The sequence below is a fragment of the uncultured Roseovarius sp. genome, from assembly GCF_963972555.1.
GTDB lineage: Bacteria > Pseudomonadota > Alphaproteobacteria > Rhodobacterales > Rhodobacteraceae > Roseovarius > Roseovarius mucosus.
Map to the genome: position 1 here is coordinate 1 of NZ_CAXAUM010000007.1, position 25,252 is coordinate 25,252.

Consider the following 25,252-nt stretch of genomic DNA (forward strand, 5'->3'; position numbering starts at 1 on the left):
TCCTCGTCGAGGACATCACCGCCGCGCAACTCACAGTGGACGATTTCACATTCCTCTAGAGCGGGCTGCATCTGATCCGGGTCACATCGCCCCGGCCCCCGAGCCGGGGTCTCTGCACCGCCTCATCGAGGCCCCGGGTCAAGCCCGAGACGGGTGCGTTTTCGACGGGGCGCAACACGCCCTAAGGCGTCTCCGTCACTTCCTGCGCTGGCACCGCGCCCGGTGACAGCACGGTTTGGTCCTTTTCCAGAATAACTGGCAGATAGCGATGCGGCTCGGTCACGGCCTGTCCGGGCAGACGGCGATACCGGGCGCAGCGCACCACCTCGCCATGGCAAAGCACCCGCACCGCCACGCCATCCACAATATCCCGCAAGGATGGGTGCAGCGACAGCCCAGCCTCCTCAGACATCGACAGATCATAGAGCGGTACCAGAGCTGCCCTGCGCCCCGCCGCGCGGTCCTCTTCCAACCAGTCCAGCAATTGCGTCACCCCCGCATCCCGCATGGTCATCAGCCCCGCGTAAACCCGGTCGCATGTCACCTCAGCCCCCCCGGAGCAGAGCCGCGCAGGGGCGGGAAAGGGTCGTGCGCCACCGGGCCGATACCACAGATGCAGGGCGCGCGCGTGATGGTGCCGCTGCGCCTCGTAATATTCGCGCCGCACCCCGTAATAGAACCAGTCCATGCCGGTGGCCCCCTCCCCCGTCGCACTTCCCCCGCTCGCGCGTTGCAGGGCAAGGGGGCCGGTCTCGGGCATGGCCACCGCGCTCTCGCCAAAGAGATGCCGCACCCGGCGCAAAAGCTCGCTATCGGCAGAGACGCGCACCGCGTCCCACCCCCCCAGACAGTCGCGCACCAGATCGGTGGGCAGCATGAGCGAGGTCATGTTCTCGAAAATCAGCGCGCCGGTGCCGGTCCAGCGACAGGGGCGCAGATCGGGCATGCACCGCGCCTGTTGGCTCAGACAGCCGACATGGCCGGGATTGCTCAGCAGAAATTCCACCTGATGCCGCAGCCGGTCAGGATGCGACCAGTCATCGGCATCATGCAGCGTCACGAACCGGCCCCGCGCCTCGGCCAGCCCTGCATTGCGCGCACCATAAGCCCCCCGGTTCTGCGCCAGCCGGATCAGGCGGATACGCGGATCGCGCGCGGCATGGGCGGCCACGATGTCAGCCGTGGCATCCGTGCTCGCGTCGTCGATCACCAACAGCTCGAACGCCCGCCAGCTTTGCGCCTGCATCGCCCGGAGCGCGGTTTCAATCGTCGCCGCACTGTCATGCGCGGCCATCAGCACGCTGACCAGCGGGCCTTGCGCGGCCCCCCCGCCGCCCGGTGTCGCCGGGATCAGCCGATCCATCAGCGCCCCCGCCCCGTCCGCCAGCGCCACGGGCGCATGACCGGCCAGCCCCAGCGCAGCGTTGAGAGAGGCCAGCGCCTCGGCCTCGGTCCCCGCCCACCAGATCCGCGCCAGATGCAGCCCCGGCGAGGCTGGCGCCTGCGCGGCCAGGGTTTCTGCCGCCGCTCTATCCCCATCCCGCGCCGCCGCAATCGCCATCACCGGCGCCAGTCGCGCCAGCGCCGCGCCCGAAATCTCCTGGCGGCGTGTCAACCAGGCCCGCGCCTCGGCGACCTCGCCCCGATGCAAGGCCATGAGGCCCAGCGCCTCGGCCGCACCGGCGGCGGCCTCGGGGTCCGCCTCTCCCATGGCCATCTCTGCCAGGGCCGCGCGCGGCCCTGCGTCAAGCCCGCCGGTTTCCAGCAAATCGCGCAGATGCTTGAACCGCCGCAACGCGGCAGGCGCGCGCGCAGGCCCAGCGCCGGGATGCGCCGCACGCCCCTCGGCCCGCCCGGCGCTCTGGTAATGGGTCAGCGGGTCAAGCCCTGCCGCCGCGACATCGGGATTGGCCGCAAGATAGGCGCGCGCCGCGAATTGCGGCCCCGGATCACGCGCCAGATAGGCCCCGAGCCAGGCATAATGCGTCGCCGGGTCCAGCGGCAGACGCGCCACATCCGCATAGGTGCGCGCATACCACGCCGCATCGAACCACGGGGATCGGCGCAGCCGCGCCACCGCCTCGGGATCAACCTTTGGCCGCATGGATCACCGCCACCGGGGGCGCAACCGCGCCAAGAGACCGTGGGGCGCGGGAGGCTCGCTCTCACGATCCAGCAACCGCGCACTCAGCCGGGTAATTTCGTCCTCGCGCGTGGCCAGTGCCGCGCGCAGGGCCTCGACCTGCTCCAGCAACAGCCGGTTCTGGGCGCGCAGCGCGGCGATGGCCCGCGCGCTTTCATCCTCTGGCTCGCTCACGTGACCTCCGGAATGCTGCCGTGCTTGGCACGGATACGGGCCAGGTTCGGCCCCAACGCCTCGCGCGTGGTGATGTTGTCAAGGCCAAGACTGTCCACCACGTGATGCCCCGTGATGACCGGCAGGGCAACGGGTGCCGACCCGGCCGCAAAACGCAGGATCAGGTCCCAATCCACCAGCCGCGTCAACGCCGTGTCAAACCCGCCCAGCGTCTCGACCAGCGCGCGCCGATGCACGAAACTGTTCAGGTCGATGAAATTTTCCTCGGCCAACTGCGCCCAATCAAAGCGCTGAAACAGAACATCGCTCCATCCTTGCGAGAGGTTGTGGCGACAGATCGCGGTATAGGCGCTCTGCGCCTCCGGCACCGCCAGCAACCCGCCCACCGCATAGAGCAGATGATCCGAGTCCCAGTGATTGTCACTGTCGAGATAGGCGATCACATCACCCCGCGCCTGCGCCAGACCGGCATTGCGTGCCGCCGATACGCCTGCGTTTTCCTGCGTGACGATCACGAGACGCCCCGCCGCCACAGGCTCGGGAAACCGCTGCTGCAACAAGGCGACCGTCGCGTCCTGGCTGCCATCGTCGATCACGATGACCTCCTTGGGCGCATAGGATTGCAAGAGCGCCGAGGCGACCGCCGTCGCCACCGATTGCGCCCGGTTCCACGTGGGCAGGATCACGCTGACCTTCGGTCTTTGCTGCCCCAAGAGTGCCAGCGCCTCTGCCCGTACGGTCGCAGGCATGTCGCGACAGAACCTTGGCGGCGGGCAGGTCTCGACCAGTGTCATCAGACCTTCGCCTGTCTCATCCATCCGTTGCGGCGCGCGCCCCTCTGCCGCCCCGCCTGTCAAGTAATGCGCAAGAGGGTCAACCCCGGCCGCCGCCACATCGGGGTTCTGCTCCAGATAATCCCTGGACGAGAAAAGCACGGCTTGCCGGTCTTGCGGCAGATCGGCCAGCGCCTGTGCAAACAGCAGGTTGAGTGCCTGCGCCTTCCCCGAGAGCCTCTCGGTCTCTTCCGCCGCGCGCGCGGCGCGCAGGGTCAAAAGCTCGAATTGCGCGGCCTGCGCGGTGATCCGGCCCTTGAGCCCGTCCTGCGCCAACCGCACCCCCAGCGCGCCGATGAAATCCGCCAATGCGCCCGCGTCATCGGCCTCTTGCTGGCAGAGCCAGGCTTGCGCGGCCTGTAGCTGCGCACCGAGGTCCAGCGATGGCGCGCCGGTCTGATCGGGCTGCGGATGCCCGAGAAACCGCGCAAGCTCTGCCAGAAGCGCCAGCATGTCAGGGGGCGAAACGGGCATGGCAGCGGCCTTCTGTCCGGCCGGACATCCTGTCCGGGGATTGCGGGTCAGGACAACGGCCAGACCAGCCGCTGTCCCTTCCGTCTTACTGCGCTGCCTTCGGTGCTGCAATCCTTTCCCCGGACGCGCTCAGGCTGCCTTGCGCTCTCCCGGCCGATCGCCGCTGCCCTGCCACGTCAGATCCCCCCGATAGCGCGCCGCGATCCGCCCCGCGTCATCGAGCAACATCAGATGCAGCCAGCCATTGTCGAACAGCGCGCGCAGATCGGGATGCCGTGCCAGAATATCCGTCACAGCCTCCGCCGGGGCCGCCACGCAGACCGTCAGGCGCAGCGGCTCATGCACAAAGTCCGTCCCGTCATGCACAGATTGCCAGGGCAAGCCCACCCGCAAGGCACCGCCATTGCCCTCGACCACACCAACCCCGCCGGTGACATTGTGCAAGAGCTTGTTGCCCGCGCCAAACACCTCCGCAGCCACCACCGATCCGTAATATTGCAGGCTGATCCAGCTTGCCACCACCACCGGCGCGGTCAGGATCAATTCCAGCACTCCAAAGCCCTCGTCCTGCCGCCAGTCATAGTCATGCAGAAAGGCGCGGCCCCCCAACGGCTTGCCCCGCGTGACATGGCGCGGCGCGGCAACAAAGGCCCTGCACCCCGCCAGCCCCCATTCAGGCCGGGTTTCGGCCCAATCGGTGCTGCGCGCCGCAACCGCATCGCCGGTGCCCGCTCGCGGCAGACGCAAGGCCCGCTCCGCGCGGGCCAGCGCCCCCGCCTCTTGCAGCCATGCGCGCGCACGCCGCAGCAGATCGGGCGACACCGCACACCCGGGGTCTTGCGCATAGAGCGTCACCGCATCCGTGGTCGTGTCGTGCAACGCGCCAAGGAAAACCGTGTCATGCGGAATGGCGATGCCTTCTGCCGCCAGCCCCGCGCGCACCTCGGCATCGTTCAGCAACCCCGCCAAAAGCCGTGCATTGGCGTCGCCCCGGTAGCCGCCACAGGCCCCGCAGTGCAGCGCGCTGGCATGCGGATTGTTGACCACGCTTGCCCCATGCCCGACCAACAGCACCACGGGCGCGAATTCTTGTGTCAGCGACATCGCCCGCAGGATGGCCGCCGCCGTCGCAATCCGCTCGGGCAGGGTGAATTCGGCGCTGAACTGCGGCGCAGGGGCCTCGGTCGCGCGTGGCACGACCCCCAGCGCATCGCGCAAGAGCTTGCCCAGATAGACCGGCCCCGTCGCCTCGACAAAGGCAAAGGACGACACCGCCGCCAGCTTGAACCGCCCCCAGGCCCGCGCCGCCCGCGCCCCGAACCGTGCCGCCTGATCCGACTCCACAGCACTCGGGGCAGTGGCCGTGCTCCACAGTTTCGGCGCAAGCAACACCGGTAACCGCGCCTCGCTCACATCGGATGCGAAATCCCGATGCGCATGGGCCAGGCCAAAGAACCCGGCAAAACCAAGGGTCTGAATACCGGGATCAAGGCTTTCGAGCGCACGCCGGAACACCTCTGACCGCACGTCGATGCAGAACGCCGCCTGAAGCTGCGGCCGTGCCCCGGCCCGTTCCGGCGCTGCCGCCTCCAGAATCCCGGCCAGATCGCGCTGCGCCGCCCGCTCTGCCGCGTCTTGCAGCACGCAGGCGGCCATCTGCGCCGCCGTAGCGCGCGGCGGGGTGGCGTGGGTGGCGCGGATTTCGGCCCAGCGTTCCGCGATACGGTCGCCATATTGCGCCCATAGCGCCGCGTCCCAGATCACCCGGATGGTCAAGAGATCGGTGGTGATCGGTTCTGCCCGCCCGTCCATCTCGGCTTGCCATAGCCGCTGCCGCGCCAGTTGCGCCCAGCCACCAAGCCCCAGCAAAAGCTGGTGAAAATAGCTTTCCGCCGCCGCCGCCTTCAGCCCCAGGGCATCGCAGGCCAGCGACAGTGCCACCCTTGCCCGTCCCGGCTGTGTCGCCACATGCGCCGCGAACCCGGCCAGACCCGAGATTTCCGGCGTCAGATCCCGGCTGGCAAAGATCTGCCAGCTTTCATAGGCCCCGCGCCCCGCCGTCACCTGCCAGAGCGCTTGACCGGCATCGAAATAGCCCGCCGCCCAGGCCCCGATGCGCGCCTCGATCAGCCCCGGCCAATCCACGCCCGACACCGCCTGCGCCAGATGCGCGATCGTGGGCAAGGCCTCGGGCGTGCCATCCTCGGCCTCGGCGGCAGCTTTCAACGCCGCCACCGTCGCAGGCGCGCCCGCCGGGGCCTCTGCCAGCGCCGCCTCAAGGTCGGCATCGGTGATCCGCCCATCCGCGATCCGCGCGCGATACCAGGCATTCGGCATTGTCACCCGCATCCCGCCAATCCGCCCCAACAGCGCCGAAACCTGCGACAGGCTCTGCCCCGTCTGGCCAAGGAAGGGATTGACCGCAACGGTCGCCTCCAGCGGCCAGAGGGGCGGAAGGACGCGGCTCACCTTCTCGGACAGGGCGATCAGTTCCAGATGGGGGCCGGTAAACCCGGCGTGCGTTTCGATCTTCATGATGCCGCTCCCTTGCGTGCCCGTGGCCGCGACCAGACACGCAGCAGGCGGTCCTCGACGGCGTTGATGTAAAACCCGTTGGTGATATGAACCCGCAGCCCCTGCGCCGCCGGATGATGCGCCCAGAGCGGCAGGGTCGATTGCGCCACCGCCACCGCGCCGAAACTGACCAGCGCCAGAATGATCAGCGCCCATTCGAGCGGCCCCGCCGCCGGTGCGGGTGGCAAGACACCCGAGGTCAGCCATTCCGATCCCCGTTGCAGCGCCAGATAGGCCAATGTGGCCAGCACCGACATCTGCGCCGTGCGCCGTGTGAGCGCGCGCGGGGCCGCATCCGCAAGGCCCTGCGCCAAGAGATAGGCCACCCCAAAGATCAGGATCGCGCCCAGCGCCACCGCCTGCGGCGATTTCGCGCCAAAGCCGATGAGCGCCCCCGAGGCGAGGTAAACCAACCCATAGATCGTGATCGCCAGACCAAAGGCGCGCGCCACAGACCGCAGGCCCGGCACCGCCACCGGCCCCGGCCGCCGCTGCGCCGCCACCCGCTCGACCGCACCGCCCGCCGACAGGAACGCATGCGCCTTGTAGAGCGAATGCGCCACGATATGCAGCAAGGCGAGCGGAAAGAGCGCGAGACCGCATTGCAGGATCATGAACCCCATCTGCGACACGGTGGACCACGCCAGCGAGACCTTGACCGTCGGTTGCGTCAGCATCACCACCCCGCCAAAGAGCGCGGTAAACCCACCGATCCCCACCAGCACGGCCAGAACCAGCGGCGACAAGAGCATGACATCGGCAAAGCGGATCAAGAGAAACCCGCCGCCATTCACCACCCCCGCATGCAACAGCGCCGAGACCGGCGTCGGCGCCTCCATCACCTCGGTCAGCCAGCCATGGCTCGGGAATTGCGCCGATTTCAAGAGCGCCGCCAGCGCCAAGAGCCCGGCCGCCGTGGCGGCCATCCCGCCACCTTCACCCAGACGCGCGGCACTCAGGATCCCCGCGATCTGGGTTGTGCCATAGGCCAGGACCAACAGCACAGCCGCCCCGATCAGCGCGGCATCGCCCAGCCGTGCGGTCACGAATTTCTTGTAGGCCGCGCGCTGTGCCCCGATCCGCTCGGGGTAGAACAGCAGCAGGCGGTGCAGACAGAGGCTTGTGGCAATCCAGGCCCCGACGAATTGCACGACCGAACCCGACAGCACGAGGATCTGAACCGCCGCCAGCGTCGCCAACAGCCAGACCGCAAAGCGCCGTTGCCCCGGTTCGCCATCCAGATAGGTCCGCGCATAGCGCGCCACGACCCATCCGATAACGGCCACCAGCACCAGCATCACGGCGCTGACCACATCCACCCGTACCGCGATGACATGGCCCAGCACCCCCGGCAAGGCGCCGTCGCCCGCCCCTGCACCGATCAGGATCACAGGCATCGCCAAGGCCAGAAAGAGCGCCATCAGCGCGGCCACCTCGCCCCACCTTGCGGCGCGGCTCTGGACCATCTCGCGGCGCAATTGGATCACGACCGCCACTGCGATCAGAACGACAGGTGCGAGCAGGGGGAACAGATGGATCAGCATGAAACCTCCGGGGGCGAAACTTGGGTTGCCCGGTGATAGCCAAGCCCGGAACATAATAAAAATTCATTGTTCCAAACAAATCCTTCTTTTATATAGAACGATATGACCGAAATGAACTACAACCACCTGCGCTATTTCTGGGAGGTCGCCCGCGACGGGAACCTCACCCGCACCGCGGCGCGCCTCAATCTCTCGCAATCCGCCCTCTCGGTGCAGATCCGCAAGCTCGAGGATCGTCTGGGCCAACCGGTGTTCGAGCGGCGCAATCGCCAATTGCACCTGACCGAGGCCGGGCGCATCACGCTCGACTACGCCGAAACCATCTTTGGCGCGGGGCAGGAACTCATCGCCACGCTGCGCCAGACCGGCCATGCGCAACAGGTGCTGCGCGTGGGCGCGCTCGCCACGCTGTCGCGCAACTTCCAGATCGAGTTTCTGCGCCCTCTCCTTGGCCAGCCCCAGATCGAGCTTGTCCTGCGCTCCGGCACCTCGATCGAATTGCTGCAGGGGCTCGAGGCACTCAGCCTCGATGTCGTGCTCACCAATCTGGCCCCCAGCGCCGATGCGCTGACCAGTTTCATCGTGCATCCCGTGGCCCAGCAACCCGTGAGCGTGATCGGCACCCCCGCCCGGATTGACGCGGCCGATAGCCTTGCCGCGCTGCTCACGGCCAATCCGATCATCGTGCCCACGCTCGAATCTCCCGTGCGCGCGGGCTTTGACGCGCTTTGCGCCCGCCTATCCGTCCGCCCCGTGCTGGCCGCCGAGGTGGATGACATGGCCATGATGCGCCTTCTCGCACGCGAGGACATCGGCCTTGCGGTGCTGCCCCCCATCGTGGTCAAGAACGAACTGGAATCCGGCCTCCTGCAAGAGGCCGCCTATCGCGTCGGCCTCACCGAGCATTTCCACGCCGTCACCGCCAAACGCAAATTCCCCAACCCCCTCCTCGCGCAACTCTTCGACCGGGTGTTGTGAGGGCATCTGACCCGTTTTCTTGAAAAGAAAACGAACCGGACCCTTTTAAAGGGTCCGGCGGCAATCCCTCAGCCCCCACCCAGCCCCTTGCCTGCCCCCCGTAAAACCCCTAAAGCCAGCCCATGCTAGACGAGACCGAAGAGATCCATCCGCTGTTCCACGGGGCGCCCAGCAGCACCGAATTCAAAAAGCTGCGCAAACGGATCGTGCGCCACACCCGCGAGGCGATCGAGCAATACGGCATGGTTGCTCCCGGCGGCAAATGGCTGGTCTGTCTTTCGGGCGGCAAGGACAGCTACACGCTGCTTGCCGTGCTCTACGAACTCAAATGGCGCGGTCTCCTGCCGGTCGAGTTGCTCGCCTGCAATCTCGATCAGGGCCAGCCCGGTTTCCCGGCCACCGTCCTGCCCGAGTTTCTCGAACGCATGCAGGTGCCCCACCGCATCGAATACCAGGACACCTATTCCATCGTCGTGGACAAGGTGCCGCAGGGGCGCACCTATTGCGCGCTCTGCTCGCGCCTGCGCCGGGGCAATCTCTACCGCATCGCCCGCGAAGAGGGCTGCACGGCGGTCGTGCTCGGCCATCACCGCGACGACATTCTCGAAACCTTCTTCATGAACCTCTTTCACGGCGGGCGGCTCGCGACCATGCCGCCCAAGCTGGTGAACGAAGAGGGCGATCTCTTCGTCTATCGCCCGCTTGCCCATGTCGCCGAAGAGGATTGCGAGCGGTTTGCCCGCGCCATGAACTATCCGATCATCCCCTGCGATCTGTGTGGATCACAGGACGGCCTGCAACGCCAGCAGGTCAAACAGATCCTCGACGGCTGGGAATCACGCAGCCCAGGTCGCCGTCAGGTCATGTTCCGCGCCCTGATGAACGCGCGGCCCTCGCATCTGCTTGATCCCAAACTCTTCGATTTCATGGGCCTGACCACAGAATCGATAAAATCCGACGCAAATCCCGAAGGATTGCCCAAACTCCGTTAACTCCTGCCGCGCTAGGCTCAACGCCAGATTGCGGGAACAGGGTTGATGGTCAGAACGGGGCAAGAGCGGATAGCAGGGATCGCGGCACGGCTGCGCGCGGGCCATTGGCCACAATCGCTGGCGCTGATCGGCGCGGCGGGGCTGGCGACCCATTGGTTCGGGCTTGCGGCGCTGATCCTGGCATTGCCACTGGCTTTTCTGGCGCTTGCCCTCTCGGATCGGCGCCAAACCCCGCCCCTGACGGATGAGGCGGCGCGCAGCGTGCCCATGCGACAGGCCATCGCCGATACCCTCGGCACTGCGCGACAGGGGCGCGCGCGCACCGCCTGCCTCCTCCTGCAGATTGACGAATTCCAGACGCTGACGGATCGTCACGGCCTCGCCACCGCCGACCGCGTGATCGTTCAGAGCCTTGAACGCCTCGCGCGCACGCTGCGGCCCGCGGACCAGCTTTTCGATCTCGGCGCGGGGCGGCTTGGGGTGCTCCTGGCCCCGATGCCGGGCCTCACACTCGGCCCGCTTCTGGCCCTCGCTGAACGGCTGCGCGCGGCGTTGACTGACCCGATCCCGCTTGATGCGGCCACGCTGCATATCTCTGCCTCGCTAGGTCTCTGCCTTGATGCACAGGCCCCCGCGCGCACCGCCCCGGCGCTCTATGACGCCTGCCTCGCCGCCCTGCACGACGCGCAGCACCACGGCCCCTCGGCGATCCGCGCCTATGGCCGGGGCATGACCGCGCCCGCGCCCCTGCCCCGCGCCCTCGCAGAGGAGGTGACGACCGCCTTGCAAGAGAGGCGGCTCATCACATGGTTTCAGCCGCAGATCTGCACCGACACCGGCCAGATCACCGGGTTCGAGGCGCTCGCGCGGTGGCAGCATCCGACGGCGGGGCTCATCGCTCCGGCGGAATTCCTGCCGCTCCTTGCTGCCTCGGGGCGGATGGAGGTGCTGGGCGATGCCATGCTCGCCAATGCGCTGCGCGCCCTGCAAACCTGGGATCACCTCGGCCTCGACATTCCGCGCGTCGGCCTCAACCTCTCTCCCGAGGAATTGCGCAATCCCACTCTGCCGGAGAAATTCGCGTGGGAACTGGATCGCTGCGATCTGGCCGCGCACCGGCTGGTGATCGAGGTGCTCGAAACCGTGGTCGCCACCTCTGCCGATGACGTCATCACCCGCAATATCGCGGCGCTGGCGCGCATGGGCTGCCCCATCGACCTTGACGATTACGGCACCGGGCACGCCTCGATTGCCACCATCCGCCGCTTTGCCGTCCAGCGTCTCAAGATCGACCGCTCCTACGTCACCGCGATTGACCGCGACCCGGACCAACAGCGCATGGTGGGGGCAATCCTGTCGATGGCGGACCGCCTTGGCCTTGGCACCCTCGCCGAGGGGGTCGAGACGGCAGGCGAACATGCCATGCTCGCGCAACTGGGCTGCGCCCATGTGCAGGGCTTTGGTATCGCCCGCCCCATGCCGCTCGAGGCGACGCCGGACTGGATCGCGGCGCATCGCGCCAAACTCGGCCCCGTGCCCCGGATCGCCCGCGCCAAGGGCTGACCCCTGCGATGAATCCCCGCGCCAATGGCCAAAATCCCCGGAATCCGCTTGACCTTTGCCGCCGCACTCTGTTGAACCGCCCCTGACACGCAACACAGGGATGGCCATCGACGATGGATGATCAGAACAAGAACCTCATCTTGGCAACAGCACTCAGTTTCGTCGTGATTCTGGTGTGGTTCGTGATGTTCCCGCCACCCGAGCCCGCCCCGGTCGACCCCAACGCCGCCGTGCCCACGGCGACCGAGAGCCTGCCCACCCCCACCGCCCAAGGCAGCACCGAGGCAACCACTTCCACAACCGCGGTCCCCGCGGCCGAGCCGGACGCGCCGCGCCTCACCATCGACACATCCAGCCTGAAAGGCACGATTTCCCTGCAGGGCGGCCGGATCGACGATCTCTTTCTCAAGAATTACCGCGAGACGATCGACCCCACCTCAGAGATCGTGCGCCTGCTCTCGCCGGTGGGCACCGAGACCCCCTATTACGCGCTCTATGGCTGGGCCCCCGGCGCGGGCCTGACCCCCGATCAGGTGCCCGGCGCGAATACGCTCTGGCAGATCGAGAGCGGCGACACACTGACCACCGCCACGCCCGTCACCCTCTCCTGGGATAATGGCGCGGGCCTCATCTTCCGCCGCGAACTCAGCGTGGACGAAGATTTCATGTTCTCCGTCCGCCAGTCGGTCGAAAACACCGGTGCCAATGCCGTCAGCCTTGCGCCCTACGGTATCCTTGCCCGTCATGGCCGCCCCGCCGACCTCAAGAAATTCTTCATTCTCCACGAGGGTCTCATCAGCATGGCCGATGGGACGCTTTCGGAAATCAAATATGACGATGTCGAGGAATATCCGTTCAACGCCCGCGAAGGTGCGCCCGCCGAAGTCACCCAAGTGACCGAGAATGGCTGGATCGGCTATACCGATCATTATTGGATGACCACCCTCATCCCAGCCGCTGGCAGCCCGTTCAAGGCCGTGGCCAAGTTCGATCCGCAGCGTGGTATCTACCAGACCGAGGCTGTGCAACCGACCCAGACGGTCGAGCCGGGCCAGACCGCCATCGCCGAAACCCGCCTCTTTGCCGGGGCCAAGGAATGGGCCACCATCCGCAACTATCAGAACGAACAGGGCGTCGACCGCTTTCTCGACTCGATCGACTGGGGCTGGTTCTTCTTCCTGACCAAACCGATCTTCGCGGCGCTGCACTGGCTGCATGCCGTGATCGGCAACATGGGCTGGGCGATCATTGCCCTCACCCTGCTGATCAAGGCACTGGTGCTGCCCTTGGCCTATAAATCCTACGTCTCGATGGCCAAGATGAAGGAACTCCAGCCCCAGATGGAGAAGATCAAAGAGACCGCCGGCGACGACCGCCAGAAACTCCAGAAAGAGATGATGGAGCTTTACAAGCGGGAAAAGGTCAACCCGGCGGCGGGCTGTTTGCCCATCTTGCTGCAAATCCCGATCTTCTTCTCGCTCTACAAGGTGATCTTCGTCACGCTCGAACTGCGCCACGCGCCTTGGGTGGGCTGGATCAAGGACCTGTCCGCCCCCGATACCTCGTCGCTCTTCAATCTCTGGGGCATCCTGCCTTGGGCGGCACCCGAACCGGGCTCGATCCTCGCGCTTATCTTCATCGGCATCCTCCCGCTCTGCTTGGGCATCTCGATGTGGCTGCAACAGAAACTGAATCCAGCCCCCACCGACCCCACGCAAAAGATGATTTTTGCCTGGATGCCATGGGTCTTCATGTTCATGCTGGGCAGCTTTGCCTCGGGTCTCGTGATCTATTGGATCGCCAACAACGTGATCACCTTCTCTCAGCAATACCTGATCATGCGCAGCCAAGGCTATAAACCCGACGTCTTCGGCAACATCACCTCAAGTTTCAAGCGCGACAAGCCTGCGCCCGAAGCCCCGAAAAAGAAGAAATGACCGCGATTCGCGCCCTCTGGCGGCACCCCATCAAAGGCCACGGGCGCGAAGCGCTGACCGCCGTCACCCTCACCGCCGGGCAGGCGATGCCCGGCGACCGTCTTTGGGCCGTCGCCCTCGAAATCGCCCGGCTGACGACCGGCGAATGGGGGCCTTGCGTCAACTTCTCGCGCGGGTCCAAGACCGGGGCGATCATGGCGATCAACGCGCGGTTCGATGAGGCATCCGAGACCGTCACCCTCTCCCACCCCGACCGCCCCGACCTGACCTTTCGCCCCGATCACGACGGGCAGGCGTTTCTTGATTGGGTGCGCCCCCTGATGCCCCCCGAGAGCACGCAGCCGACCCGCCTCTACCGGCTCGACGGGCGCGGCTTTACCGATACCGAGTACCCGTCGGTCAGCCTGCTCAACCTCGCTTCCAACGCCGATCTCGCGGCCAAGATGGGGGCCGATGTCTCGCCTCTGCGCTGGCGCTGCAACATCCACCTCGACGGGCTTGCCCCTTGGGCAGAGTTTGACCTTATCGGCAAGACGCTGCGCCTTGGCACCGCCGAGATGATCGTGCGCGAACCGATCCGCCGCTGCCTTGCCACCACCGCCAATCCGGCCACGGGCCTGCGCGACCTCGACACGCTGGCCGCGCTCAACAAGAACTGGGACCATCAGGATTTCGGCATCTACGCCGAGGTGATCACCGGCGGCACCCTCACCCTTGGCGACCAGATCGAGGTGCTGTGATGGAACTGCGCTTTTCCCTTGCCCCCGACCCCGATCACGAGACCTCCGAACAGGGGCGCAAGCTTTTCGCGGGGCCTGTGGACTTCGTCAAAGGCGTTGTCGCGATGTCCGGCCTGCCGCCCGCCGACCGACTCGAGGTGTGCTTTGCCGGGCGCTCCAATGTCGGCAAATCCAGCCTGATCAACGCCCTCACCGGGCGCAAGGCGCTGGCGCGCGCCTCCAACACGCCGGGCCGCACGCAGGAAATCAACTTTTTCGCCCTGGGCGAGAGCCACTATCTCGTGGACCTGCCGGGCTATGGCTATGCCAATGCGCCCCTCGCCGTGGTGCAAAAATGGCAGGCGCTTCTGAAGCAATACCTCTCGGGTCGCCAGACCCTGCGCCGCGCCTTCGTGCTGGTCGATGCCCGCCACGGGATCAAATCCGTGGACGAAGAGATCATGAGCCTGCTCGACGCCTCCGCCGTGACCTTTCAATGCGTACTGACCAAGACGGACAAGATCAACGCCACCGAGCGGGCGCGTGTGCTGGATCAGGTGCGCGCCAAACTCGCGCCGCATCCAGCCGCCTTTCCCGAACTGATCCTCACCTCCAGCGAGAAGTCAGAGGGTCTGGCCACCCTTCGCGCCACCATCGCCACGCTGGAATAAGGCGCGCGACCGGGCTTCGCGCCCCGGGCCTGACCCGGGGCCTCTCCCCCTCTGCGTGCCATAACCGCAAAACAAAACAGCCCGCGAACCCCTCCTGATCCGCGAGCCGCTCCTCCCGTTGCCAAACGCGCCTTACCGGCCCGCGTCCAGCACATCCTCGACCGTGCGCAGCCCGGTGCGCGGCGCTTGCACCAGCACCGCCATATTCCCCGGCTTATGCTCGTTGCGCAGCATCTTGACATGCGCCTGCGGAATCTCGTCCCACGGAAACACCTCGGACATGCAGGGATCTAGCCGCCGCTCGACCATCAGCTTGTTGGCCGCCGCCGCCTGCTTGAGATGGGCAAAGTGGCTGCCCTGCAAACGCTTCTGGTGCATCCACATGTAACGCACGTCAAAGGTGCAGTTGAACCCGGAGGTCCCGGCGCAGATCACCACCATGCCGCCCTTCTTGCACACCAGCGACGAGACCGGGAATGTCGCCTCGCCCGGATGCTCGAACACCATGTCCACGTTGACGCCCTTGCCGGTGATGTCCCAGATCGCCTTGCCGAACTTGCGCGCTTCCTTGAGCCACTCGTTATATTCCGGCGAATTCACCTTGGGCAGTTGCCCCCAGCAGTTGAAATCCTTGCGGTTGATGACGCCCTTCGCGCCCTGATCCAACACGAATTGCCGCTTGCTCTCGTCCGAGATGACGCCAATCGCATTGGCCCCTGCCGTATTCGCCAACTGGATCGCATAAGAGCCCAGACCGCCCGACGCACCCCAGACCAGCACGTTCTGACCGGGCTTGAGATCGTGCGGCGCGTGGCCGAACAGCATCCGATAGGCGGTGGCCAGTGTCAGCGTATAGCAGGCACTCTCTTCCCATGTCAGATGCTTTGGTCGCGGCATCAATTGCTGCGCCTGAACGCGGGTGAACTGTGCGAACGATCCGTCCCCGGTCTCATAGCCCCAGATGCGCTGCGTGGGCGAGAACATCGGATCGCCACCGTTGCAATCCTCGTCGTCGCCGTCGTCCTGATTGCAGTGGATCACCACCTCATCGCCGACCTTCCAGCGCTTGACCTTGTCGCCCACCTTCCACACGATCCCCGAGGCATCGGACCCCGCGATGTGATAGTCCTGCCCATGCACGTCAAAGGGGCTGATCGGCTGGCCCAGACCGGCCCAGACGCCGTTGTAATTGACGCCCGCCGCCATCACCAGAACCAGAACCTCCTGGCTGTCGATATCCCAGACATCGACCACCTCTTTCTGAAACGATACGTCCGGCTCGCCATGCCGCTCGCGGCGAATTGCCCAGGCGTACATCTTCTTGGGCACATAGCCCAAGGGCGGCATTTCCCCAACCTCATAGAGGTCCTTTTCGGGGGCGTCGTAGGGCGCAATGCCCGTCTTGGTATCCAGGGCCATGGTCAACCTCCTGTCTCAGAATGCCGCGATGCAGAATCGTCCGTCTTGACCCGAGATACAAACGGCCTCGCAATAATGCAATAGCATTTGATCGTTTTTTGTAATTTTATAACCGAGCGGATGCAGAAAATCCGCTCATCCCCCGCTGCACCCGCGAAATAGATGGTCGATCGAGGCGGCATAATAGGCCACCACGGGCCGCTCCGCCTCGGTAATCACAAAGGCGCCATGCCGCTCTTGGATCATCCCGCGCTTGCGCAGCACCTGTATCCCGAACCGCGCCGCATAGCCCAGATCCTTGCGCGGCAGATGCACATGCGCGCGCGGCGCCTCTGCCAGCATCTCCGCCAGCGCCGCATCCAACCCCTCGCGCGTCAGCGGCCCCTCGGCCCGGATCAGCGCGCGCGCCACCAAGGGCACCGGCAGCACCGGCACCTCGGCCCCGATCCGCGCCATCAGCGCCCGCGCCAGCCCCTCGACCCCCGCCGCCGGATGATCGCGCTCGAACTCCGCCAGCGACATCGGCGCGCCAAAACTCACCGCCGCATAGCCATGCCGGTGATAGCGCCGCCTCAGCCGCAGCCAAACCTGCCGCAGCACGAATCCCGCCACCACGGAAATCCGCGCCGGAAACCGCCGCCCGCCCGCCTGTTCTGCGGCCACCAACAGCCGATCCTCGAACACCCGGTCGTAATTGATCGCCACAGGCACAAAAACCACATCGCGGCCACCGGGGCGGCGCTCCTCCACCAGATATTTCAAGAGACCCAGCTTGGGCGGCTGCAACCCGCCTGACAGGCTCAGCCCGCCTTCGGGAAACATCGCCTGCGTCACGCCGCCATCCGTGGCCATGCCCACATAGCGCGCCAGCACCCGCCGATAGAGATCGCCGCGCGATTTGCGCCTTATGAAATAGGCCCCCATCGCCTTGATCAACCGGCTCAGCGGCCAGACCCGCGCCCATTCTCCCACCGCATAGCTCAGCGCCGACCGCTCCGCCGCAAGCCACGTCACCAGCACATAATCCATGTTGCTGCGATGGTTCATCACAAAGACCACCGTCGCCTCGCGGTCCACCGCCGCCAGCGCCGCCTCGTCGAAATGCCCCAGCCGCACGCGATAGAGCGACCGGCTCAGCCATTTCGCGAGGCGGATCGCAATGCCGAAATAGGCCGTGGCGGAGAAACTCGGCACGATCTCGCGCGCATAGCGCCTGGCCTGTTCAAAGGCCACGTTCTCGGGGATGCCCTCGGCCTGCGCATGGGCGGCAATCGCGACGCTCACCTCGGGATCATAGATCAACCGCTGGATCATGTCATAGCGCCGCGCCAGCTTGAACGGCTCGATGGGGCGCTGCAACCGCGTGTTCAGCCGCGCCACCGCCCGCTCCAGCCTGCGCCGCAGAAACCACCGCACCGAGGGAAAGAGAAAATGACTGGCAAAGGTGACGGCCGCAAACCCCACCAGCAACACCAACGCCCAGAGCGGCATCTCCACGGTCTGTCCCATGACGCCACCAAATCAGGGTTTTGGGTTTTCGTAAATGCCCCAACCCATATGCCGCAACGCAGCGAATTGACAGCGCAACCTTCTTGCCTATACCCTGCGTCGAAACGAAACAAAATTGCGCACCCTGATTCACGAGGCCCCGTATGTCGCAGCCGCAGAAAGACAAGCCTTGGTTGATCCGCACCTATGCGGGCCATTCCACCGCCGCGAAATCCAACGCGCTCTACCGCGCCAATCTTGCCAAGGGGCAAACCGGCCTCAGCGTAGCCTTCGACCTGCCCACGCAGACCGGCTATGACAGCGACCATATCCTGAGCAAAGGTGAGGTGGGCAAGGTGGGCGTGCCCATCTGCCATCTGGGCGACATGCGCACGCTCTTTGACGCGATCCCGCTCGACCAGATGAACACCTCGATGACCATCAACGCCACCGCACCCTGGCTCTTGGCGCTCTATATCGCCGTGGCCGAGGAACAGGGCGCCGATGTGACCGCCCTGCAAGGCACGGTGCAGAATGACCTCATCAAGGAATATCTCAGCCGGGGCACCTATATCTGCCCGCCCGCGCCCAGCCTCAAGATGATCGGCGACGTGGCCGAATACTGCTACACGAATGTCCCCAAATGGAACCCGATGAACGTCTGTTCCTACCATTTGCAAGAGGCGGGCGCCACGCCCGAACAGGAACTGGCCTTTGCCCTTGCCACCGCCATCGCCGTGCTTGATGAGTTGCGCCCGCGCGTGCCCGCCGCCGATTTCCCGGCGCTCGCGTCGCGGATTTCCTTCTTCGTCAACGCGGGCATCCGCTTTGTCACCGAAATGTGCAAGATGCGCGCCTTCGTCGATCTCTGGGATGAAATCCTCGAACAGCGCTACGGCATCGAGGACGCCAAGTACCGCCGCTTCCGCTACGGCGTGCAGGTCAATTCGCTGGGCCTCACCGAACAGCAGCCGGAAAACAACGTCTACCGCATCCTGATCGAGATGCTGGCCGTGACCCTCTCGAAACGCGCCCGCGCCCGCGCGGTGCAGCTTCCGGCCTGGAACGAGGCGCTGGGCCTGCCGCGCCCCTGGGACCAGCAATGGTCGATGCGGATGCAACAGATCCTCGCCTATGAAACCGACCTCCTGGAATTCGACGACCTCTTCGATGGCAACCCTGCGGTCGATGCCAAGGTCGAGGCGCTCAAGGACGGCGCGCGGCACGAGCTTGCCAATCTCGATTCCATGGGCGGCGCGGTGTCCGCCATCGCTTACATGAAATCCCGCCTGGTCGAGTCGAACGCCGACCGCCTTGGCCGGATCGAGCGGAACGAGACCATCGTCGTCGGCGTCAACCGCTGGCAGGAAGGAGAGCCCTCGCCGCTACAAACCGAGGATGGCGGCATCATGACCGTCGATCCGGCGGTCGAGGCCGAACAGATCGCCCGCCTCAAGGACTGGCGCGCCGCCCGCGACGAGGCCGCCGTCAAATCCACCCTTGCCGCCCTGCGCGCCGCCGCCGCCGAGGGGCGCAACGTGATGGAGCCCTCCATCGCCTGCGCCCGCGCCGGTGTCACCACCGGCGAATGGGCCGCACAGATGCGCGCGGTCTTTGGCGAGTATCGCGGGCCCACGGGCGTGTCTGCCAGCCCCTCGAACCGGACCGAAGGCCTGGATCACATCCGCGACGCCGTCAACGCGGTCTCGGACCGGCTTGGACGCCGCCTCAAATTCCTTGTCGGCAAACCCGGCCTTGACGGGCACTCCAACGGGGCCGAACAGATCGCCTGCCGCGCCCGCGATTGCGGCATGGACATCGGATACGAGGGCATCCGCCTCACCCCGGAACAGATCGTCAATGCCGCGCTCGAAGATCACGCCCATGTCGTCGGCCTCTCGATCCTCTCGGGCAGCCATATGCCGCTGGTCGAGGATCTGATGGGCCGCATGCGCGCCGCGGGCCTTGGCGATGTGCCGGTGATCGTCGGCGGCATCATCCCCGAGGATGACGCCCGCCGCCTGCGCGAAATGGGCGTGGCACGGGTCTATACCCCCAAGGATTTCGAGCTGAACACGATCATGATGGATATCGTCACCTTGGTCGATCCGCAGGCCGTGGCGGCGGAATGACCGCGGCCCTCACCATCCGCCCGATAGAATCCGCCGATCGCCCCGCTTGGGGCGACCTGTGGCGCGCCTATCTCGATTTCTACGAAACCACCCTGCCAGAGGCGGTTTATGACACCACCTTTGGCCGGTTGCTCTCGCCCGATCACCCGGATCAGAACGGGCTGATCGCGCTCCTTGATGGCCGCGCCGTGGGTCTCGTGCATTTCATCTATCACGCCCATAACTGGCGCGTGGAACAGGTCTGCTATCTTCAGGATCTCTACGCCGCCCCCGAGGCCCGCGGCATGGGTATTGGCCGCGCCCTGATCGAGGCGGTCTATGCCCGCGCCGATGCCGATGGGCGCCCGGCGGTCTATTGGATGACGCAAGAGTTCAACGCAACCGCGCGCCAGCTTTACGATCGCATCGCCACAGTGACCCCGTTCATCAAATATAGCCGTTAGAGCGGCTTGCGCCCCATCGAAGACACACCCGCCCCGCAACCTTTGGGTGGCGTCGCAAGGGGCTTCTCGCCTATGCTCCTATGACGTGCCTTTCGTTTCATCCCCATAGGCCGCCATGACAGACACGGCTAAATACCGCCGCCAGATCGAAATCCTCCGACACGCGGACGCCACCTCCGTGACCGAGATTCTCACGCGCCACGCCATCGTCGTCGGAGGCGCTGTCCTGCTCTGGATCGGCACGGGGCAGGCGCTCATGCTGGCATGGGGCTTTGGCTATAGTCTCCTCAACGGGATTTACATTCTCTTCCTGCGCTCCCCAAAACTGCCCAAAGGGCGCGCGACCTATTGCGCGCTCTTTCTCGCCAGCATGATCATCTCAAGCTGGTATGCAGCCATGACCGTTTATCTAACCACGCTCGATGCCCGGGTGTTCGAATTTATCGGTATCTGCGGGCTGATCGGCCTTGGCCTCTACAATCTCAGCCGGCACACCGATCTGACTTATCTGGCGATGTGGGACACGCTCCTGATCACATTCTGCGTCATCGGCATCGTGCTGGCCTTTGTCGCAAAGACCGAGACCCAGAGCCATCAGATCGCCATCGTCTTTGCCGGGTTCGGCATCAATGCCTATTATATGATGACCTATCTGTCGATGATGCGCACCCGCGCCACCCTGCGCAGCGCCCAAGAGGCCGAAGTGCAATCGCAAAAAATGCGTGCGGTCGGTCAACTGACCAGCGGCATCGCCCATGACTTCAACAATATCCTGACCGTGATCCGCGGCAATCTCGATCTGGCCTCGGAATTGCCCGATCCTGCAGAGCGGGAAACCATGTTGGATGAGGCCCGCACCGGATGCGACCGCGCCGCCCATCTGGTGCGGCAACTGCTGGCCTTTTCGCGCAAATCCCAGATGATCCGCAGCAACATCGCCCTTGGCCCCTTTCTCGAGGAATTTGCCCTCTCACTGCGCCGCCTGCTGCCTGAATCCGTGCGCGTCGTTCTCTCGGGCAACTTGCCCGATCTCACCCTGCACGCAGACCGTCAATTGCTGGAAACAGCCCTCTTGAATTGTGCTATCAATGCCCGCGATGCGATGCACCCCGAGGGGGGCGTTTTGCGACTGTCGGCTCAGGACAATCCCGACGCGCGCGAGGTGGCTTTCCTGATCGAGGATACCGGCCCCGGCGTGCCCCTCGCCATGATCGACCGCATAACAGAGCCTTTCTTTACCACCAAGCAGGTGGGCGAGGGTTCGGGCCTTGGCCTCTCGATGGTCAAGGGCTTTGCCGAGCAGTCAGGCGGACGGCTCGAATTGCGCAACCGGCCGTCGGGCGGGTTGCAAGTTGCGCTGATCTTGCCGCTGATTTGAGGCACGGCCATGCCCCCGCAGATCCCCGCCCCGAACCTGATCCGAGGCTCTCTGCCGATTTAATCGTCACGAGGCCCCCAAAATGCCCCGCGACCTTACAAAATCCCCTTACAAAGCTTACAGAACTTACACAGGCAAACCGCCCAATCAAAAGGGCCGTCCCATCTGGGAACGGCCCTCTAGAAGTCGCGGAGGTGGGCCGGTTAGGCGCACCAATTCAGGTCGTTTTCACCCAAGGGCTGCCTCAGGCGATCCCCTCCCGAACTGTTCCGACACCTCGCTCCAATCCCTCTATAGACACTGGACCACCTCCTTTCGCTTGTTGAACTTATCCACAGGTTGCCACAGATTTTGTGCTTGTCAAAACAAAATCATGTGGTGCCCGCAAAAATTTTCGCATCATGCTGATTTATTCAGCCTGCAACACCGCAACGCACTGGCCCGGCAAATCGGCCATGGTCAATTCGCGCTTGGGCTTGGGCGCGGGCGCATTGGGATCGGGCGGTGGCGGGTTCAGGATATTGCGCACCCACTCTTGCGCATCGGCACAGCCATCCCCCGGCGGCATCGGCTCTTGTGGCACGCAACCCGTTGCTCCGCTTGGACAATTCAGCCTGACATGGAAATGGTAGTGGTGCCCGTACCACGGCCGAACCTTGCGCAACCACTCTCGATCACCGCCCTGTTCATCCTTGCACATCTGCACCTTGGCCCCCGGAAAAATGAAAATCCGGGCTGTGCGCGGGTCCTTGGCGGCGGCCTTTACGATCTCGTGGTGGGCGCGGGTCCATTGGCTGTTGGTATAGGCGCCATTCGCCCTCTGCATTGAAATAGAAGAGATATTTTCCCTCTGCGTCGCACTCAGATTCAGATTGTCCGCCGGTCTCAGCCATATATCGGCATCCAATCCCATCTGATGACTGGCATGCCCTGTCAGCATCGGACCGCCCCGCGGCTGGCTGATATCCCCGACGTAGAGCCCGCTCCACCCCGGCTGCTGCGCCGCGACGCGCGACAATTTCTGAACCAGATCAATAGTTTCCGGGTGTCCCCAATTGCGATTGCGGCTCAGGCGCATGGCCTGCCAGGTGGGTCCACTCTCGGGCAGGGCGACGCCGCCCGCCAGACAGCCCTTGGCATAGCTGCCATAAGCCGCCGGGCTATGCTCTGACGCGCCGCGCTGCGCGCCGAAAAGTTGTTTGGCATGAACACCTTGCATCGCGGCGGGGATACTCTGACTGGACAAGACACCGCTTGCCTCAGGCTCCGGTTTGGATTGCATACAGCCCGCAAGCCCTAGCAACAGCGCACTTATGACGACGATCCGACCCATGTTTCCCTGTCCCCTTCCGCCTTGACCCAGCGTAACAGAACAAGGCCGATCACAAAAAGCAAAATCACCGGCGAAACCCCGATGCGCGCCGACCCGCTCAGCGTGGTCACAAGGCCGATGAGCGCCGGTGCCATAAATGCCGTCGCCCGCCCAGATAGCCCATAAAGTCCAAAGTTTTCAGTGGGTAAAGCCGGATCAGTATGCCGCACCATCAGCGACCGACTGGCCGATTGCAACACCCCACCAAAGCCACCGATCAGCACGCCACACCCGAAAAAGATCATATCCGGCAACTTAGACCCCTCCGCCAGCGGCATCCCAAAAATCTGGCTCCGGTCCATACCCACGACGATCACGCAGACCCCGATCAGCGCCCAGATCGCCAGTTTGATCACCGGCTTGGGGCCGAACCGCTTATCCGCCTTGCCGCCAATCCAGCTGAACACCGCCCCGGCAATCGCCCCGATGATCCCGAAAATGCCCACAGAGGTGATCGACCAGTTCAACACCAGGATCGCATAGGTGCCGCCAAAACCGTAAAGCCCGTTGAGCGCATCGCGGTAGAACATCGACGAGCCGAGATAGGTGCTCAGGCTCAGCCTGTGGCGTAAGCTCTTGATTGTCTTGAGCAATGTTCCAAGTGCCTTGGTCACACCCCCACCCGGCCCCCGTGGCCCCGTATCCCGCACCCAGAGAAAATAGGGCACCATGAACACCACGAACCAGAGCGCCGTGAACGGCCCCACGGCCCGGGTCCCCTCGCGCTGCGTGGCATCGAGCCCGAGGATCGGATCAAGCCCGATCAGGGTCTTGCCGCTCGATTGCTCGACCAAGAGCGCCAGCACGATCATCAGCGACAGGACGCCCCCCAGATAGCCAAAGGCAAAGCCCGAACCAGAAATGTCGCCCACTTCCTCTGGCATCCCAAGAGAGGGCAATTGCGAATTGATGAAGATCAGCGCGTATTCCGCCCCGATGAAACCAAACCCAAAGGCAAAAAGCCCCCACCAGAGGTTCGATCCATCCGGCTGCATGCCCCAGATCGCCGTGGCACCCAGAACGTAAATCATTGAAAATACAATGATCCATGGCAACCGCCGCCCCGTGGTATCGGCAAAGGCGCCCATGATCGGTGCCCCCAACCCGATGATCAACCCCGTCACCGTCAGGCACCAAGACCACATCGCCTGCGCCTGCGCATCCGCCGCCTCTTCGATCAGCCCGCTGCCCATGAAATACTCGGACGCAACAGAGGCGAAATAGGGCCCAAAGACAAAGGTCACAAGCAGCGTGTGATAGGGCTGGCTAGCCCAGTCAAAGAAATACCAGCCCCAGATCCGCTTGCGCTGCGATATGCCTGCCATGCCCCAACCCCTTTGGTTTCAAGGGGATATGACAACCCTTGCAGGGTTTGCGCAAGCTATTCCTGTGTGTCCGGCATGGGCGGCCAAGGACGTGTGGCATCTGCCGCGATCCAGGCAGCGGCCCAGTCCGGCAGATCGGGGGCGCGTATGTCCTGCCCCATTTCGGCAACGGCACGGTCCGGCGCGATGATCCCCTCGCGCCCCGTGATGGCCGCGCGGAGCAGGATGTGGTTGGCGCATTCGCCCGATGCTTTCCACATGGACTGCTCGACGTAGACGAATTTATCATCCCAGGACAGCAGGCGAGACCGCATTTCGATCCGCTCGAACATGGTGATCCGGCGGCGATAACGCACACTCGCCCCGGCAATCGCCAAACCCCAGCGATTGCGCTTGAGCGCGCCAATCAGGCCCACACGCCCCGCCAGTGGTATCCGTCCCAGATCAAAGATCGTCAGCGTCCGACCATTGTTCAACTCTCGCCACAGGTCGATGTCCCAAGGCATGCAAATGTGGTGCGACACATGCGTCCCCGTCAGCGGCAGGCGCGGGGAATTGCGGTGCAGGTAGAATTGCCACATCAGGCGCAGAACGGGATACATGCTCGGTCTCCTTCGCGGGCGGCTTGGCATCCGCGTCGGGGCGCGTCAACCGCGACCGCGCGTCAGGCTTGCGCTTTGGCGCGCGCTTGCATAGGTCATAGGCGGCCAGACCCAGAGGATATCCGCCCATGCAATCGCTTTTCCAGATCCTAATGCTCATTCTCGACATCCTGTGGTTCTTCATCATCGCGCATGTGATCATGTCCTGGCTGATCAATTTCCAGGTTCTGAACCCGCGGCAGCAATTTGTGGCGCAGGTCTGGTATGGCCTCAATCGCCTGCTAGAGCCGATTTATGGCCGTGTACGCCGCATCCTTCCGCCCATGTCCGGGATTGATCTGGCCCCACTGGTGGTTCTGGTGGCGGTTTATGCCCTGCGAATCGTGCTGATCAACAACGCTGCGGCATTTTACTGATTTCCAGGGCTTGTTCACCTAATCTTAGTATGAAAAACCTCTTGTAAGAGCAGATATAGTCAAACCTTACAGGGG

General features: G+C 64.5%; 19 protein-coding genes and 1 pseudogene. 10 read left to right on the top strand and 10 right to left on the bottom strand.

Annotated features, from left to right (window positions below):
* Positions 1-181 precede the first annotated feature (181 nt).
* The 5 genes from AACZ65_RS08600 to AACZ65_RS08620 all read right to left on the bottom strand — a co-directional run bounded on the left by AACZ65_RS08600 (position 182) and on the right by AACZ65_RS08620 (position 7,742).
* Complete coding sequence (locus tag AACZ65_RS08600; RefSeq protein WP_339669905.1) at positions 182-2,104, bottom strand: glycosyltransferase family A protein; 1,923 nt, start codon at positions 2,102-2,104, stop codon at positions 182-184.
* Between the two features lie 3 nt (positions 2,105-2,107).
* On the bottom strand, positions 2,108-2,317 hold the full coding sequence (locus tag AACZ65_RS08605) for a hypothetical protein (protein ID WP_339669907.1): 210 nt from the start codon (positions 2,315-2,317) through the stop codon (positions 2,108-2,110).
* Positions 2,314-3,624: a glycosyltransferase family A protein gene (locus AACZ65_RS08610; RefSeq protein ID WP_339669909.1), complete on the bottom strand. Its 1,311-nt coding sequence runs from the start codon at positions 3,622-3,624 to the stop codon at positions 2,314-2,316. Before AACZ65_RS08610 ends, AACZ65_RS08605 begins: the two co-directional genes overlap by 4 nt.
* A gap of 129 nt (positions 3,625-3,753) precedes the next feature.
* A complete protein-coding gene (locus tag AACZ65_RS08615) occupies positions 3,754-6,159 on the bottom strand; it encodes a DUF2309 domain-containing protein (RefSeq protein ID WP_339669910.1) in 2,406 nt (801 codons plus the stop codon).
* Entirely contained in the window at positions 6,156-7,742 is a 1,587-nt protein-coding gene (locus AACZ65_RS08620) for an NADH-quinone oxidoreductase subunit L (RefSeq protein WP_339669912.1), read from the bottom strand. Before AACZ65_RS08620 ends, AACZ65_RS08615 begins: the two co-directional genes overlap by 4 nt.
* A gap of 102 nt (positions 7,743-7,844) precedes the next feature.
* On the opposite strand from AACZ65_RS08620, the gene AACZ65_RS08625 reads away from it, so the two are divergent.
* The 6 genes from AACZ65_RS08625 to yihA all read left to right on the top strand — a co-directional run bounded on the left by AACZ65_RS08625 (position 7,845) and on the right by yihA (position 14,602).
* On the top strand, positions 7,845-8,720 hold the full coding sequence (locus AACZ65_RS08625) for a LysR family transcriptional regulator (RefSeq protein ID WP_339669914.1): 876 nt from the start codon (positions 7,845-7,847) through the stop codon (positions 8,718-8,720).
* Between the two features lie 122 nt (positions 8,721-8,842).
* A complete protein-coding gene (gene ttcA / locus AACZ65_RS08630; RefSeq protein ID WP_339669916.1) occupies positions 8,843-9,712 on the top strand; it encodes a tRNA 2-thiocytidine(32) synthetase TtcA in 870 nt (289 codons plus the stop codon).
* A 45-nt stretch (positions 9,713-9,757) separates the two neighbouring features.
* The gene (locus tag AACZ65_RS08635; RefSeq protein WP_339669918.1) at positions 9,758-11,275 is read left to right on the top strand and encodes a bifunctional diguanylate cyclase/phosphodiesterase; all 1,518 of its coding nucleotides are present in this window, start codon (positions 9,758-9,760) and stop codon (positions 11,273-11,275) included.
* Between the two features lie 113 nt (positions 11,276-11,388).
* A complete protein-coding gene (gene yidC, locus AACZ65_RS08640) occupies positions 11,389-13,212 on the top strand; it encodes a membrane protein insertase YidC (protein WP_339669919.1) in 1,824 nt (607 codons plus the stop codon).
* Positions 13,209-13,952 carry an MOSC domain-containing protein gene (locus AACZ65_RS08645; protein WP_339669920.1) on the top strand — a complete coding sequence of 248 codons (744 nt, stop codon included), beginning with the start codon at positions 13,209-13,211 and terminating at the stop codon, positions 13,950-13,952. Before yidC ends, AACZ65_RS08645 begins: the two co-directional genes overlap by 4 nt.
* Positions 13,952-14,602 (top strand): ribosome biogenesis GTP-binding protein YihA/YsxC, encoded by a 651-nt coding sequence (yihA, locus tag AACZ65_RS08650; RefSeq protein ID WP_339669922.1) that lies wholly within the window; start codon positions 13,952-13,954, stop codon positions 14,600-14,602. Before AACZ65_RS08645 ends, yihA begins: the two co-directional genes overlap by 1 nt.
* 132 nt (positions 14,603-14,734) lie before the next feature.
* Here yihA and ccrA read toward each other — a convergent pair whose 3' ends face one another.
* Both ccrA and AACZ65_RS08660 read right to left on the bottom strand, forming a co-directional pair.
* A complete protein-coding gene (ccrA, locus tag AACZ65_RS08655) occupies positions 14,735-16,021 on the bottom strand; it encodes a crotonyl-CoA carboxylase/reductase (RefSeq protein WP_339669925.1) in 1,287 nt (428 codons plus the stop codon).
* A gap of 135 nt (positions 16,022-16,156) precedes the next feature.
* Complete coding sequence (locus AACZ65_RS08660; protein ID WP_339669926.1) at positions 16,157-17,530, bottom strand: 1-acyl-sn-glycerol-3-phosphate acyltransferase; 1,374 nt, start codon at positions 17,528-17,530, stop codon at positions 16,157-16,159.
* Between the two features lie 140 nt (positions 17,531-17,670).
* On the opposite strand from AACZ65_RS08660, the pseudogene AACZ65_RS08665 reads away from it, so the two are divergent.
* The 3 genes and pseudogenes from AACZ65_RS08665 to AACZ65_RS08675 all read left to right on the top strand — a co-directional run.
* A pseudogene (locus tag AACZ65_RS08665) lies at positions 17,671-19,641 on the top strand (protein meaA); the annotation flags it as partial.
* The gene (locus tag AACZ65_RS08670; protein ID WP_339669928.1) at positions 19,638-20,084 is read left to right on the top strand and encodes a GNAT family N-acetyltransferase; all 447 of its coding nucleotides are present in this window, start codon (positions 19,638-19,640) and stop codon (positions 20,082-20,084) included. The pseudogene AACZ65_RS08665 and the gene AACZ65_RS08670, both read left to right, overlap by 4 nt.
* 115 nt (positions 20,085-20,199) lie before the next feature.
* Complete coding sequence (locus tag AACZ65_RS08675; protein ID WP_339669930.1) at positions 20,200-21,462, top strand: ATP-binding protein; 1,263 nt, start codon at positions 20,200-20,202, stop codon at positions 21,460-21,462.
* Between the two features lie 409 nt (positions 21,463-21,871).
* Here the strand turns inward: AACZ65_RS08675 and mepA are convergent, their stop codons facing one another.
* Genes mepA through AACZ65_RS08690 form a run of 3 tightly spaced genes read right to left on the bottom strand, consistent with a single transcriptional unit; the run spans position 21,872 to position 24,761 of the window.
* On the bottom strand, positions 21,872-22,795 hold the full coding sequence (gene mepA, locus AACZ65_RS08680) for a penicillin-insensitive murein endopeptidase (protein ID WP_339669932.1): 924 nt from the start codon (positions 22,793-22,795) through the stop codon (positions 21,872-21,874).
* Positions 22,774-24,159, bottom strand: coding sequence for an MFS transporter (locus AACZ65_RS08685; RefSeq protein ID WP_339669934.1), 1,386 nt, complete (start codon positions 24,157-24,159; stop codon positions 22,774-22,776). The genes mepA and AACZ65_RS08685 overlap by 22 nt, the downstream gene beginning before the upstream one ends.
* 56 nt (positions 24,160-24,215) lie before the next feature.
* Positions 24,216-24,761, bottom strand: coding sequence for an acyl-CoA thioesterase (locus tag AACZ65_RS08690; protein ID WP_339669936.1), 546 nt, complete (start codon positions 24,759-24,761; stop codon positions 24,216-24,218).
* Between the two features lie 128 nt (positions 24,762-24,889).
* Here AACZ65_RS08690 and AACZ65_RS08695 point away from each other — a divergent pair, with 128 nt between their 5' ends.
* The gene (locus AACZ65_RS08695) at positions 24,890-25,177 is read left to right on the top strand and encodes a YggT family protein (RefSeq protein ID WP_339669938.1); all 288 of its coding nucleotides are present in this window, start codon (positions 24,890-24,892) and stop codon (positions 25,175-25,177) included.
* Positions 25,178-25,252: the final 75 nt, after the last annotated feature.

Excerpts from the sequence above, each read along its gene's own strand:
- AACZ65_RS08600 (WP_339669905.1), bottom strand. The coding sequence starts at position 2,104 with ATGCGGCCAAAGGTTGATCCCGAGGCGGTGGCGCGGCTGCGCCGATCC.
- ttcA (WP_339669916.1), top strand. The coding sequence starts at position 8,843 with ATGCTAGACGAGACCGAAGAGATCCATCCGCTGTTCCACGGGGCGCCC.
- AACZ65_RS08675 (WP_339669930.1), top strand. The coding sequence starts at position 20,200 with ATGACAGACACGGCTAAATACCGCCGCCAGATCGAAATCCTCCGACAC.
- AACZ65_RS08610 (WP_339669909.1), bottom strand. The coding sequence starts at position 3,624 with ATGCCCGTTTCGCCCCCTGACATGCTGGCGCTTCTGGCAGAGCTTGCG.
- mepA (WP_339669932.1), bottom strand. The coding sequence starts at position 22,795 with ATGGGTCGGATCGTCGTCATAAGTGCGCTGTTGCTAGGGCTTGCGGGC.
- ccrA (WP_339669925.1), bottom strand. The coding sequence starts at position 16,021 with ATGGCCCTGGATACCAAGACGGGCATTGCGCCCTACGACGCCCCCGAA.
- AACZ65_RS08660 (WP_339669926.1), bottom strand. The coding sequence starts at position 17,530 with ATGGGACAGACCGTGGAGATGCCGCTCTGGGCGTTGGTGTTGCTGGTG.
- AACZ65_RS08670 (WP_339669928.1), top strand. The coding sequence starts at position 19,638 with ATGACCGCGGCCCTCACCATCCGCCCGATAGAATCCGCCGATCGCCCC.
- AACZ65_RS08635 (WP_339669918.1), top strand. The coding sequence starts at position 9,758 with ATGGTCAGAACGGGGCAAGAGCGGATAGCAGGGATCGCGGCACGGCTG.
- AACZ65_RS08625 (WP_339669914.1), top strand. The coding sequence starts at position 7,845 with ATGACCGAAATGAACTACAACCACCTGCGCTATTTCTGGGAGGTCGCC.
- yidC (WP_339669919.1), top strand. The coding sequence starts at position 11,389 with ATGGATGATCAGAACAAGAACCTCATCTTGGCAACAGCACTCAGTTTC.
- AACZ65_RS08615 (WP_339669910.1), bottom strand. The coding sequence starts at position 6,159 with ATGAAGATCGAAACGCACGCCGGGTTTACCGGCCCCCATCTGGAACTG.
- AACZ65_RS08645 (WP_339669920.1), top strand. The coding sequence starts at position 13,209 with ATGACCGCGATTCGCGCCCTCTGGCGGCACCCCATCAAAGGCCACGGG.
- AACZ65_RS08685 (WP_339669934.1), bottom strand. The coding sequence starts at position 24,159 with ATGGCAGGCATATCGCAGCGCAAGCGGATCTGGGGCTGGTATTTCTTT.
- AACZ65_RS08690 (WP_339669936.1), bottom strand. The coding sequence starts at position 24,761 with ATGTATCCCGTTCTGCGCCTGATGTGGCAATTCTACCTGCACCGCAAT.
- AACZ65_RS08620 (WP_339669912.1), bottom strand. The coding sequence starts at position 7,742 with ATGCTGATCCATCTGTTCCCCCTGCTCGCACCTGTCGTTCTGATCGCA.
- yihA (WP_339669922.1), top strand. The coding sequence starts at position 13,952 with ATGGAACTGCGCTTTTCCCTTGCCCCCGACCCCGATCACGAGACCTCC.
- AACZ65_RS08695 (WP_339669938.1), top strand. The coding sequence starts at position 24,890 with ATGCAATCGCTTTTCCAGATCCTAATGCTCATTCTCGACATCCTGTGG.